Here is a 13,363-nt window from a genome sequence, read left to right on the forward strand (position 1 = left end):
GGGGATTTCCCTCTTTTAGGGGGAAGATAATGAGAAAAAAACTTGATTTCATAACAGTACTGGAATTTATTGCTTTTATCCTTGTCGTTTCCTTGGTCTTTATCATGTTCGTTCAAGTGTTTTCAAGAAAATTCCTCGATACAATTCCTGTGTGGAGTGGGGAGGAAGTAGCAACACTGCTTTTGATATGGCTGGTTAACGTCGGTGCAGGAATAGCTGCCGGACGTAATACACATATCGCAATGGATTATGTTGTAGAAAAACTTCCTGAAAACTTAAGGAGAGCAACAGAGATTTTTGTTTATGCAGTTATTTGTGTGTTTTTGGCGGTTATCGCCTGGGTCAGTTTCCAACTGGCATGGGAAGGCAGAAATGCTTTCACTGCCAGATTGAATATATCCATGTTTTGGATCCAAATCAGTATTTTTTCCGGCTTAGCCATAATGTTCTACTATTACGCTAAATTGCTAATTGATTCAATCGGCAAGCGAAAAGATAAAAGAATAGTAGCGGAAAATGAAAATTGATTTAATCCTCTGATGAAAGGAGGGGTATGTTGTGGCATTGCTTGTAATGGTTCTGCTGTTCTTTATCTTATTGGCTTTGCGTTTTCCCATATTTGTAGTAATCGGTTTATCTTCACTGTCTTATATTTTGCTCAGTGATATTCCTCCAATTTTAATTGGTCAGCGGATTACCACTCAGTTATCTTCATTTTCATTGTTGGCAATTCCTTTTTACTTATTGTTGGCCGCGATTTTGAATTCGGGAACTGCGACGGATCGATTGATTCGTTTCGTGGTTTCGATTGTGGGGTACATCCGCGGCGGATTGGGCATCGCCAATATTGGAATAAGCATGTTGTTCGCAGGGATTTCAGGGACCGCAGTAGCTGATACTGCCGGTTTAGGTAAAACCTTGATCCCTGCAATGAAAAAAGAAGGTTATCCTTCAGCATATGCGGCAGCTGTGACTGGTGCTTCATCTACGGTTGGCCCGATTATTCCGCCAAGTATTAATATCATTATTGCAGCGGTAACAGCGGGGCTGTCCATTCAACAATTGTTTCTGGCGGGTATCATTCCCGGGCTCTTGATGGGATTGGCCATGATGGTCACTGCATATATAATTGCCGTTAAAAGAAATTTCCCTAAATCGAATGATTTTCAAATGACCGAAGTGTGGGAAAGTTTTAAAGGATGTATATGGGAATTATTACTTATCGCATTCGTATTGTATGGCATAATGGGAGGTCTGTTTACTTCAACTGAAGCAGGTGCGATGGGTGTATTGGCAGCTATGATACTTGGTTTCGTCATTAGAAGGGACGTAGACTTCAAAGCATTTTACCGTTCTTGTATCGAAACAGCTTCCTTTACAGGTACCGTATTGATCATTGTAGGTTTTGCTGCTACATACGGTTGGATTATTGCCTCGGAGCGAGTTCCTCAAACTGTTTCGGAATCGATCCTGATGATTACGGTGGTACCGATTCTGGCAATTCTATTAGTGAACTTGGTTTTGTTCGTTGTGGGATCGGTAATGGAAACAATTGCTTCATTGGTAATCGTGTTGCCGACTATCTTGGTTCTGGGTGACACACTCGGCATTGACCCGATACAAATGACGATGATTGTGGTAATCAACTTGACGCTTGGTCTGCTTACCCCGCCGATCGGCATTGTGTTATTCATTGTCACATCCATCAGTAAAGATAAATTGGGGGATGTCGTAAAAGAAGTAATGCCATTTTTTTCCGCGAACGTGGCCGTGTTGCTTCTTGTGATAATGATTCCTGAAATGACGCTTTGGTTGCCGGAACTATTTGGAAAATAAAATGATAAAGGTGGAATTTCAATGAAATTAGCAATCGGTTCGGACCATGCAGGGTTTCCGTTAAAAGCTTCTGTATTGGAGTATTTAGAAAAAGAAGGACACGAAATTATCGACTTTGGTTCGTACAACACTGATCCAGTGGATTTTCCTGTCATAACAAAAAAAGTTTGCCAAGCCGTTTTGGATAATAAAGCGGATCGCGGCATTATGATATGTGGAACAGGCGTCGGCGCAAGCATTGCTGCCAACAAAGTACCTGGCATCCGCGCTTCAGTTTGCCACGATATCTACAGCGCTCATCAATGCGTGGAACACGATAATGTCAATGTTATGGCCATCGGTGCACAAATTGTCGGCCATTCAGTTGCGCAGGAACTTATCGGAATCTTTTTGAAAGCAGAATTCAGTACTTCTGAAGAGTTCAGAAAACGTGTAGCAATGCTGGATGAAATGGATGGTAATTTGAAGAGCTCTACTTAATATAGTGGCACACTCATTGCAGTCAAAGAGTGGTGCTCTATATAGAATTTTTAAAAACCGCTGATCACCCAAGGGATCAGCGGTTTTTTAGGCCTTCAAAAATAGATTGAATTGTCTGGAAATAATGGATACAATAATTTTAATACCAACTGGTTGGTATGTTGTGCGGCCACTAGATTTTCTTTGAGGAGGAAACTGTTTGATAGTAGAAGAGAGGCAGAAAATAATTACGGGAAATATGGAGGCCGAAGTTCCGGGCCATAAGGAAATGGTGAGTTACGGAATGGGTTTTTTCGGCGTCATCCTGGTCTGGACATTGGTGGGGACGTTTCTCACATTCTATTATACGGATGTTGCCGGTATTTCCGCAGGTGTCGTCGGGACATTGATGCTCGTTGCCCGCCTTTTGGACGGCGTAACAGATTTGGGAATGGGAACGCTGGTGGACCGGACGAAGTCGAAGCACGGCAAAGCGCGCCCTTGGATTCTTTGGATGGGCGTGCCGTTCGGTCTCTCGGTACTGCTGCTGTTTGCGGTGCCGGATATTGGCACAACCGGCAAGATCATTTACGCATCCATCACTTACATATTACTGATTTTACTGTACACTGCAGTATCGATTCCATATAAGACGCTGCTCGGTTTGATGTCACAGGAGCCGAACAAACGCTCCATGCTGAATATTTACACAGGTATTTTCACGATGCTCAGCACCTTGGTGATCACCATCTTGGCTGAACCCGTGGCAAGTGCCATTGGCGGAACGCAAGGGTGGACGATGGTTGCCGGTTTCTGTGGCTTGGTTATCATCCTGACAAGCTTTTTTGCTTTTCGTGCAACGACAGAACGGGCTGAAGTTGTTTCTCTGGATCAGCCTAAAAAAGATATTCCGCTGAAAATTACGTTGAAAGCACTGTTCACGAATAAATACTGGCTGATCATCACAGGTTATTGTGTGACCGCTTACACGCTGAACGCACTTCTGGCTGGAGCCGGTTTATACTATACTACATACGTCTTCGGCAACCCAACCATCTTCTCGCTAATCGGTTTCCTGTTATTTCTGCCGACCATCATCGGTTTCTTTTTCATGGCAAAGCTGGTGAAAAGGTTCGGCAAGCGCAATATCGCTTTATTCGTTTCAATCCTTGGTATTTTCGGTCCGCTTGTTAAAATGATCGACCCTTACAGCCTGGTGATATTTTCAACCGGCACGGTGATTCAAGGATTCGGCTTATTGCCAATCATCATGTTCCTTTATGCGATGATCAACGATACCGTTGAATACGGGGAATGGAAACATGGCGTCCGGACGGCTGGCCTCGTTAACAGCGCAGCAAGTTTCGGGATGAAAATGGGAGCGGGGATCGGAGGGGCTTTAATCGGCTGGTCACTGGCATTCGGCAGTTATGCGGGTGGTCTTGAGACCCAGACGGATTCAGCGATGACCGTCATCCTGGCACTCAACATTCATATCCCACTGTTCCTGGCAATTGTGCAGACGATTCTCATGTGGATGTATAAACTCGATGGAAAATACCCGCAAATTCTTGCAGACCTGCAGGCACGGAAGCAATAAACGATAAAAGTTGAGTATGAACTGATCTAGGTCAGTGGGCAATTGGAATTAAATCGGTCAATAAAAAACACTTCCATTTCGCTGAAAATAAAAAGCGACGGTGGAAGTGTTTTTTATTACTTTTACTCAGTTGCTCTTTTGGCTCCTGTCGTAAGACTGCCGCTCTTTGAGGTTGGTGAATACATTAACCACAAATAGCAAAGTGGCGGCCAGCACAATCAGTGAGCCTCCCACTGCCATCGGAAAAGCGATTCCTTCCTGTCCAACCGAAAACAAATACATCCCGAGCAAAACCAGGGGAGTGCCGATATTATGGAGCCAAAAATGGATTTTTCCCAACTTCGCATCACCCGCTCGAGAAAACACATAATAGATTACCCCAAATATCGCCGTTGTCGACCATCCCAATAAATTAATGTGTGCATGCAAATGGCCATATTGAAAATTATCCGTGATTCCCATATAAATCCCCAACGCAATACCAATCAACAGATAGACAGCCGCTATTTTGATAAAAGCTGTACCCATTTCACTCCGGACTCCTTCCAAAAACTAGAGCTTTTGTGCAGATTAAACTGCATACGGAAGAACGTCGCTGCTGAAAAAAAACAAGCTGCTTAAGAAGAACACCATCCTTTCCCTGGGGCTTAAGAGGTGGGTTGAACCAAGACAGACTGGGGCATTTTCAGTTATATATTTAATTCTTGATTAGGGTAGTATTTCCTGCTTTTCTCAACAATAATATGCCGATTGTACAGAAAAAAATTATTGCTGAAAGAATGATTGCGGTTTGAACAACGACATTTATAGGTATATTACGAATGTCTAAGATAATACAGAGGAGGAACTTTAAATGGATTTTAAAGACCATGGAAAAGAACCATATGTATTGAATATCGAAGAGGCTACAGAACAAAACAGCAATTTCCGCACAACAATCTGGACGGGTGAAAACCTGCAGGTGACATTGATGAGTGTGGAGCCGGGTGATGACATCGGCTTGGAAAAGCACGAAGGCGATCAGTTCCTGCGCATCGAAGACGGCAAGGGGTTCGTACAGATGGGCGATAGCGAAGATAATCTGACGTACGAAGAAAATGCCGAAGAGGATTTTGCCATCATGATTCCAGCAGGCAAATACCATAACGTAACCAATAACGGCGATGAGCTATTAAAAATCTATTCGATTTATGCACCGCCGGAACATCCGGCTGGTACTGTCCACACAACAAAAGCTGAAGCGGATGCTGCAGAAGAGGAAGAAGAATAGAATTAAATGCATAAATATAGGGCATCCATTAATTTGGATGCCCTATATTTATGCTGTTTATCGAACATCAGTAGGACCCGCTGCTGATTCTCCAATCAGTGAGGATCTTCCTTGTTTTATCTGATTGTCATTGGATTTCTTGTGGGCTGCTGTTTCTCGAATAACAGCGATGAAATGTTCAATGTCACCATTATCGCCCAAGACGGGTGTGATTTTTGCTTCCAGGTGAATTAATGACTGATCTTTGTGAAATATCCGGTATTGAACCAGTTTTGAAGTTTTTGATAACTCGATTTCACAGAAAGTTTTCTCAATCAACGGCAAATCGTCCGGGTAGACGTATAAAAAACCTGACAAACCATCCAATTGATCGATTGAGTAGCCAGTTACAACTTCACAAGATGGGGAAGTGTAAAGAACTATACCGTTTTTATCCACCACAGTGATGATATCGCTCGTATTTTCAGCGATTAACCGGTAGTTGATCTCACTATGGCGCAAGGCCTCTTCCACACGTTTCCGTTCCGTAATGTCAATACACGAAGCAATGACCTCCACCACTTTTCCTTTTTTGAAAATCGGGCGTAAAGTGGCTAGGTAAACAATACCGTTTGTATGTCCTTCATAGGAAACATTCGCCTCGCCCTGCCAAGCGCGTTGATAGAATTGCTCTTTTATCAGCGCTTTTTCCAAGGGTAATATCTCTGAAAGGGCTTTTCCTACGACCTTCTCGGGGGATAAGCCAAGACGATAAATCAATTTCCCATCACACATTGTATGGATTAACTCCCCGTCTTTTAATTTGTATTTAAGCGTCATCCCGTCCTGTTGCCGAATTGTCTCTTGCAACTCATGTTTCGTCATTTCTAATTCTCTTTGTAACCATAAACGGTGACTGGTTTCGCTGGTCAGTCCGAATCTTTTGATGGTCCTTTGGAAGTCAGGGAATTGCATCTCAATGTTTTGGGCTGATATCGGTCTGCTTAAAAAATAGCCCTGTACTGAATCGCATAGATTTTGTTGGAGAAAGTCCAGATGCTCTTTCGTCTCCACACCTTCGGCAATTACTTGGATATTCAGGTGATGTGCCATCGATATGATCGTTTTGACAATCGTGGCATTGCTTTGATCAAGATGGCAATCCCGTATAAAGGATTGATCAATTTTCAAGCAATCAATCGGGAATTCTTTTAAATAAGACAATGAGCTATAGCCCGTTCCAAAGTCATCAATGCTAATTTTGACACCTAATTCTTTCAGTGCCTGCAAAATACTGATCGTCCGGTTTACATCCATTGTCATACTTTCAGTAATTTCAAGATTCAGGTATTTCGCTTCCATTTTTGTTTCAGCTAAAATTCTCTCAACAACTTCCACTAGATTGGATTGAGCAAACTGACGGGAGGAGAGGTTGACCGAAACTTCGATTGGTGGAAAACCAGCAAGTTGCCACGCTTTATTTTGAGCGCATGCCGTTTTCAATACCCACTCTCCAATCGGAATGATGAGCCCTGTTTCTTCGGCAATGGGAATGAAATGAAACGGTGAAACCAATCCTCTTTTCGGGTGATTCCATCGAATTAAGGCTTCATTGCCAATATACTCACCCGTACTTAAATGGAACTGAGGTTGATAATGGAGCATCAACTCCTCCATTTCAATCGCTTTGTATAAATCCATTTCGAGTTCAAGATTTTCTCTCGATTTCTTATTCAGGTCATCTGTGTAAAAGTGAAAGCTATTGTTGCCATGTTTTTTTGCATAGTTTAGAGCGGAATTGGCCATATCCAATAAGGTTTCCGTTGTATCCCCGTCAGTCGGATACAGACTGATGCCCATACTCGGGTTCATATATAGGTCATGTTCGACATTGGTCAACGGCTGTGAAATAGCATCTAATATCGTCTTAGCTATTTGTGCCGTTGGTTCGTAATTTGTATTTGGCAAAAGAATGACAAATTTATCTTCCTGCCATCGAGTCAGAATATCCCTGTCTCCCAGCAACTGCTGAATGCGTTCACTCGCCAGCAGTACAAGGGAGTTTCCTGTTTCCTGTCCGACAGTATCTTTAATCGTTTTCAGCCGATCCAGTTCGAGCATTAGGACAGCCGTCTCTTTTTTGGCTTGTATTAATTCGACTAATTTTTCATTCAATAAATTGCTGTTGGGCAATCGGGTTAAGTTATCATAATTGGCCATATGTCGAATGGTTTCTTCCGATTTTTTGCGTTCTGTAATATCGACAATGGTTCCCATCGCTGCAGTTTTCCCACCATATCTGGCTGTGGATCCGTAGACTTCCAAATAAGCGACGGTTCCATCTTTTCTAATGGCACGATATTCATAGCGAATCGATTGCATGTCTGTGTTCATTCTTTTTAAAATATTTTTGGTTACAAGGGGAATATCTTCTTCAAAAATAAAATCTTTAAGCTGGAGTGCGGATAATTCTTCATGGCTGTAACCAAGGATTTCTTCCAAGCGCGGATTGATATAGATGATTTTATTGTCCTGGAAAATATATACGCCCATTATGGATTGTTCAACCAAACTTCGGTATTTCGATTCAGCTTCAATCAGTTCCTCTTGCTTCACTTCTAAGCGAGCCGACTGATTTGAGAGTTTAGCGTCGAGATACGAACTGATAAGGACCAATATCACTATGATAATGGATCCGATTCCGATGAATGTTGCCAGCTGGCTGGAATCGATCGTCTGGAAATTCCCGATTATTGGAGATGAATGGTGGGTTAATTCAGTGCCGAACATCGCAGTGTAATGCATGACAGATATAGACAGTCCCATAAGAATGCCGCTGAATAACTTGGTCTGCAGAGATAGTGATGTTTCTTTTACGCGGGTATCGTAGATGATTTTATAAAAAATAATGGATGGAATAAATGCAATAAGAACGGATAACAGCAGTATCGATGGTTTATAAGCAATGGCAGTATTCATCTGAATAGATTTAAGCCCAATATAATGCATGACCACAAGGCTGGAAGCCATTATCAAACAACCAAAAACAAAAATATTTTTATTCACTTTATCCTGGGAAATAATCATTAAAGAAATAAAGGATGAAAAAACGGCAACGGCAAATGCGATACTTATAGTCATGATATTGTAATTAATCGTGGCGGGCATATGTGCAAGCATTCCGATAAAGTGCAAAGTCCAAAATCCTCCGCCCATTGTTAAAGAACCGACAACTAACCACAAAAGCCTTTTACGTTTGCTTACATGAAACATTCGACCACTGACATCGAATACCATAAAGGAGGTAAGCAGGATCACGATAAAGGATAACAAAACAAGTGAAATATTATAGCCTCCGAATAATGTATGTTCCATAAGGTCGCCTACTTTTCTCTGATGAATATTTTGCATTTCTTCAATCTCTCACACTAAACTTAGTTCGCTTTAAGTGAACTGAGAGTGAAAAAAAAAGACAAATGATTAGTTGATATCCATCCGTCCATGTTTGATTTTTTTTGTTTCTTGTGTCTTATTAACCATTAACTCTACAACCTGTTGAACAAGTACTAATTCCTTTTCGTTTAAGGGAATACCATCCCAATAAAGGTTTTTCTTATGAAGAGAGTTAACAGGTTCCGGAATATCCGTCAGGCCCAGGAGGAAATCCGTTGAAACTTGAAATAACTGTGCGAGGGAGACCAATTTATCGATTGGAGGATTTCTTTGCCCTCCTTCATAGCCTGCATAAGAGGATTTGGCAAGTCCGATTTTGATGGCGACTTCTTGCATAGTGAGCCTTCTTTCCAAACGAAGGTTTTTAAGGCGACTTCCAAATGTCATTATCGATTCCTCCTATTTTCATTTTTAGATGCTCAGGGCGGTATGGCCGCTTTGTGTGTGCTCGTTCAGGCGATCAGAAATACTTTGAATTTCATCACGGTACATATATATTTTTTCTTGAATCATAGCCAATTCATCGGGTGTGAACGTGTGATTAGGGTCTTTTGAGTAGTTGGCGAACGTACCGGCCAAACGCCCAGTACTTGTATAGAAGGGAATCGACGTACAGGACTTGAAGCCAACCTTGAGGGGGTAAACCTTAAACTTAGACCACAATGGACTGGTTTCAATATCCGTTTGGACAATTTCCTGTTTAAAAACAGCCTTTCCACAGGGACCGCAATTCTCATCGAATAGACCTTGTTCATTAATTAGTTTAAAGAAATCAAAAAAGTCGGGTGGGACGCTTGGGCAAGCGCCATGGTAAATAGTATTTCGTTCACTATCATAGAATAAAATAGAAACATATATATCATCCAGGACTTGTTCCAATTCCAAAATCATGCGTCCAAGCATAATCTTTATATCCAGGAACTCGGATTCGCTTTTGGAAATTATACCACTGTTTAAAGCATTATTCATATGCGCTTTTATATCGTTTGCTCGATTGCTTAAAAGTGGATTAATTATTTTCAGTTGAGCTTTGATGTTTTTCTTTAAATTATATTCACGCAAATTTTCAACAATATCATGATAATTTGTTTTGTTCTCCAATATCATTCTAACCCCATCCTATCTGAAGAAAATTTATTCATCATATTTAAAGATGAAACCACTATATGTATGGATTAAGACTAATGTAACATAAACTGCGCGATTTAAATAAGGTATTAATACCTAATAATATATTTTGCGTAATACAATTAAATCATATAGTTATGTTTTGCTTTTTGTCTTGGACTGATCCTACATTGCAATCATCGGTTTGTATAATTGGAGTGTGACAGTATAAATTTCGCTGGCTCATCCCCGTATCCTCCCCATTCAGCATCAGCCGGTATCGTAAGTCCGCCTCCAACTAATACATATTCCATGGCAACGCCCGCTTTTCTTAATTCAATATTTTGATGCTTAGTTTATTTAACTGCATAAATAGTTTAGGTACTGTATCTAAAGTTGACATGACTTAAGAATCATTATTATACATATATTTTCCTATAATTTACTTTACTTGAAATAATAATGTGCCTCAACATAAAATTTGAAATGTGGCGGATTGCCACAAATCTTAAAAAAACTTTAAGTATTTATATACTGTTTTTACAAAATTTCTGCTATATTTTAGTATGGATTAATCCTTTAGGTTAAATTCGAATAAGCTTCATAACGATTGGAGGTCATCTTTGATTAGACACTGGCTGATACAATTTAGAAGGTCACAACAATTGACTCAGAGCCAAGTTGCTTCCAAGGCTTTTATAGATAGAGGGTATTACTCTCAAATTGAAACCGGCAAGCGTAATCCCGGACTCAATATTGCCATAAACATTGCCAAAGTATTGGACTTTGATTCAATCATGTTCTACCAAGAGCATCTGGATCATACTTCAATTGATAAAAGCGCTGATTATCAAATAACTGAATACTTCAGAAGTAAAGAAAGTGGTGAAATACTATATCTCTACAATAGTTTGGAAAATCATCTTCAACATGCCATGAGCTTTCTTGTATCTGGGGTTGCGAAAAAAAGTGATTGTCTATTTATTGACTATCAAAAGAACCATGATTCAATTCAAGCAATCTTAGGGAACATCTTAAGTGCCAGTGAAATACTAAGGCATATTCACTTTATTAATAAAGAGGAAATTGATGATTTGGATATCTATAAGACACTGCCTACACTTCCAGTATCTGAAGCCCGGTCCGGTGAGCTAAAACACTTTCATATATGGTTATCCGAAGATCCCCATGAGCAAAACGAATGGCTAAGGAAATTAGAATATTACCTTAATGCAAGGGATATGAAGCTCAACAAAGAAAAGGTTTTGTTTGTACGTTCATACAATGCTGCGCTGATTACTGCTGGAATGCATATCAAGATGATGAGAAACTATCCATACCTGATGACCGATAATGAAATAGTCGATTCTCCGTTTTACAAAGCGGGCAATAGATCCACTATATTTCCTTCGTTGTTCATCCAGGAAAACATCTGAAAAATTTCTAGGCATCTTGGCTAAGAAAATCGATCTATAGAAAGTAGAGATTAAATGAGTAAAGTCGTTCCATTAACTAATTATATGAATTTACCCAATGCGGCACATATTTTATACTTTTTTGAAAATAAAACGAACTATATAGAAAATATGATGGCTTACATTAAAGCCGGGTTAGATAGAGGGCACCATCTTTTAATAATAGAAAATTCCACGATTTATAATGAGATGAAACCTTGGATACTGAAATTATTTACGAATGAACAACAAAAATGCATTCACTACATGGACAATTACACATTTTACAATTATTACGGGGATTTCCATATTCAAAGCATCCTGAAAAACTTTGATGAAGTATTGGAACCGTTCTTCAGTCAAAATATAACGATTAGGACATGGGCACATGTTGAATGGAAGAAACAAGACGACATTTCAAGTAAAATTGAAGAGTTTGAGTGTCTCGCCGATTGCAGTGTGAATAATAATGGTCTGATGTCCGTTTGTGCTTATGATGAATCGGGTGTAACTGCTTCTCTTCAGACAACAATGATGCGAAGTCATGAATACCTAATGACAGACACTGACATAGTTCAATCGACATTATACAGAAAATCTCTTTCAAGTAACGTTTCCGATCAGTCCGTTGCTTATGCCGGCAAAAATATGTTCCCAAGCACATAACTTTTCTTATAGGGAGCTCCGGGCTCGCTGCGTAAATGGAAAAGATGCAAATTGAAAAAGTGTATGGCAATAAATTCAAGTTTTTGGAAGGAGGCATCCTGACCAATCACTTGAAATAACCGACGGCATCACCAATGCAAAGAAGAGCCGCCCCAACATGGGGCGGCTCTTCTCTTTGCATTAATAGGTCAGGTGCAGCTAATCCATTCGAACTTCCTCACCATTCAGCTTCAGCCGGTAGCTGACATCTGCCTTCAGCGAATGGGCGACTGGGCAATATTTTTCTGCACTGACTTCGATTGCGTGAATTACTTTAGCCGCTTCAATATTGCCTTCAACAAAGAAAGTAACCACAATCGACTGAAACTCTTTTGGCGGAAGCCGTCGCTTTTCGCCTTCAGTCACGATTTCGAGAGAACGAATTTCATTCTTTTTAGAACGGAGGATCATGATGACATCCATCCCGATGCAGCCGGCAAGCGAACCGAGGAGTGCTTGCATCGGCAGCAAGCCCAGATCATTGCCCACCCCGTGATGGGCATCCATCGTCAGCGTATGGCCGCCTTGTCCGACTGCTGAAAAAACAAAATCGCCTTGCCATTTCGTGCTGAGAACCAATTGATCTGTTTCCATTGCACATCCTCCTCTATCTTTTTTTCATTTTATCACTTATTTTGCAAATAGTTTATTAAATAACTAAAAATTCTGATAAATTTATTATACAATAGTGAAAAGTGGCAGTGCAGGTTTTGTTCTTTTGAATCAGCTAACTGTGAAAGGCGGAGAAGTGAGCGATGAAACTTTACAATGAGCTGGCGGAATGGTGGCCGCTGATGTCCCCCCATACAGAGTACGAAGAAGAAGCCGGGCTGTACCTGGCAATAATCCGGCGCTATCATTCGGAGGTCAAACGCGCAGTGGAGTTCGGTTCCGGAGGCGGGAGCAACGCCTATTACATGAAACAGCATTTTTCAATGACGTTGACGGATCTGTCACCTGAAATGCTGAAAGTCAGCCGAGAACTGAATCCAGATTGCGAACATATTCAAGGGGATATGTTGCGTCTAAATTTGGAGGCGCAGTTTGATCTTGTGTTTATTCACGACGCAATCATGCATTTTACCGATAAGGCGGATTTACTTGAAGTGATGCGCAATGCGAAGAAGCACCTGAATGACAACGGAATTCTGATGATCATGACGGATCATTTCAAGGAAACATTCCGGCCCGAAACAGACCACGGCGGGAGCGATCAGGGCAAGCGCGGCATGCGGTATTTGGAATGGACCTATGACAGTGACCCGACCGACAATGTAGTGGAGACCGAATATGCCTATATCATGCGCGACGAAAACGGCCGGATTTTCCGGGAAAACGACCACTCGGAAACGGGTTTGTTTTCGATGCCGGAATGGGAGGCGATGCTTGCAACAGCCGGTTTTCAGGTGCATTTCGAACGGGTGGAATATACAGAGTTGGAAGGACCTTATTTTGCGATGGTGGCAACACAAAAATGACAAGGGGATGAATTTCCTCTAT

The 13,363-nt window shown here is 41.1% G+C and carries 13 protein-coding genes; 8 read left to right on the forward strand and 5 right to left on the reverse strand.

The features are described 5' to 3' along the window. The first annotated feature begins 29 nt into the window (after positions 1–29). From DHX103_RS11820 to DHX103_RS11835, 4 genes are all read left to right on the forward strand, one after another. A complete protein-coding gene (locus tag DHX103_RS11820; RefSeq protein ID WP_422122480.1) occupies positions 30–527 on the forward strand; it encodes a TRAP transporter small permease in 498 nt (165 codons plus the stop codon). 31 nt (positions 528–558) lie between these two features. Continuing rightward, positions 559–1,836 (forward strand): TRAP transporter large permease, encoded by a 1,278-nt coding sequence (locus DHX103_RS11825; RefSeq protein WP_422122481.1) that lies wholly within the window; start codon positions 559–561, stop codon positions 1,834–1,836. Between the two features lie 21 nt (positions 1,837–1,857). After that, positions 1,858–2,316: a ribose 5-phosphate isomerase B gene (gene rpiB / locus DHX103_RS11830; RefSeq protein WP_422122482.1), complete on the forward strand. Its 459-nt coding sequence runs from the start codon at positions 1,858–1,860 to the stop codon at positions 2,314–2,316. Positions 2,317–2,515: 199 nt separating this feature from the next. After that, positions 2,516–3,895, forward strand: a complete 1,380-nt coding sequence (locus DHX103_RS11835) for an MFS transporter (RefSeq protein WP_422122483.1) — start codon at positions 2,516–2,518, stop codon at positions 3,893–3,895. 126 nt (positions 3,896–4,021) lie between these two features. On the opposite strand, the gene DHX103_RS11840 is transcribed toward DHX103_RS11835, so the two are convergent. Then, positions 4,022–4,423, reverse strand: coding sequence for a cbb3-type cytochrome c oxidase subunit I (locus DHX103_RS11840; RefSeq protein WP_422122484.1), 402 nt, complete (start codon positions 4,421–4,423; stop codon positions 4,022–4,024). 325 nt (positions 4,424–4,748) lie between these two features. Here DHX103_RS11840 and DHX103_RS11845 point away from each other — a divergent pair, with 325 nt between their 5' ends. Beyond that, the gene (locus tag DHX103_RS11845) at positions 4,749–5,165 is read left to right on the forward strand and encodes a cupin domain-containing protein (protein ID WP_422122485.1); all 417 of its coding nucleotides are present in this window, start codon (positions 4,749–4,751) and stop codon (positions 5,163–5,165) included. 57 nt (positions 5,166–5,222) lie between these two features. Here the strand turns inward: DHX103_RS11845 and DHX103_RS11850 are convergent, their stop codons facing one another. The 3 genes from DHX103_RS11850 to DHX103_RS11860 form a co-directional block, all read right to left on the reverse strand. Next, positions 5,223–8,519: an EAL domain-containing protein gene (locus DHX103_RS11850; protein WP_422122486.1), complete on the reverse strand. Its 3,297-nt coding sequence runs from the start codon at positions 8,517–8,519 to the stop codon at positions 5,223–5,225. Between the two features lie 105 nt (positions 8,520–8,624). Next, positions 8,625–8,984 carry a helix-turn-helix domain-containing protein gene (locus DHX103_RS11855; RefSeq protein WP_422122487.1) on the reverse strand — a complete coding sequence of 120 codons (360 nt, stop codon included), beginning with the start codon at positions 8,982–8,984 and terminating at the stop codon, positions 8,625–8,627. A gap of 24 nt (positions 8,985–9,008) precedes the next feature. After that, positions 9,009–9,704 (reverse strand): GAF domain-containing protein, encoded by a 696-nt coding sequence (locus DHX103_RS11860; RefSeq protein ID WP_422122488.1) that lies wholly within the window; start codon positions 9,702–9,704, stop codon positions 9,009–9,011. A 665-nt stretch (positions 9,705–10,369) separates the two neighbouring features. Here DHX103_RS11860 and DHX103_RS11865 point away from each other — a divergent pair. Together DHX103_RS11865 and DHX103_RS11870 are read left to right on the forward strand one after the other, a co-directional pair. Beyond that, the gene (locus tag DHX103_RS11865; RefSeq protein ID WP_422122489.1) at positions 10,370–11,140 is read left to right on the forward strand and encodes a helix-turn-helix transcriptional regulator; all 771 of its coding nucleotides are present in this window, start codon (positions 10,370–10,372) and stop codon (positions 11,138–11,140) included. Positions 11,141–11,194: 54 nt separating this feature from the next. Then, positions 11,195–11,824, forward strand: a complete 630-nt coding sequence (locus DHX103_RS11870) for an MEDS domain-containing protein (protein WP_422122490.1) — start codon at positions 11,195–11,197, stop codon at positions 11,822–11,824. Between the two features lie 198 nt (positions 11,825–12,022). On the opposite strand, the gene DHX103_RS11875 is transcribed toward DHX103_RS11870, so the two are convergent. After that, positions 12,023–12,457 (reverse strand): OsmC family protein, encoded by a 435-nt coding sequence (locus tag DHX103_RS11875; protein WP_422122491.1) that lies wholly within the window; start codon positions 12,455–12,457, stop codon positions 12,023–12,025. Between the two features lie 161 nt (positions 12,458–12,618). Between DHX103_RS11875 and DHX103_RS11880 the strand changes: the two genes are divergently transcribed. After that, complete coding sequence (locus DHX103_RS11880) at positions 12,619–13,341, forward strand: class I SAM-dependent methyltransferase (RefSeq protein WP_422122492.1); 723 nt, start codon at positions 12,619–12,621, stop codon at positions 13,339–13,341. Positions 13,342–13,363: the final 22 nt, after the last annotated feature.

The sequence above is a fragment of the Planococcus daihaiensis genome (assembly GCF_049262615.1).
GTDB lineage: Bacteria > Bacillota > Bacilli > Bacillales_A > Planococcaceae > Planococcus.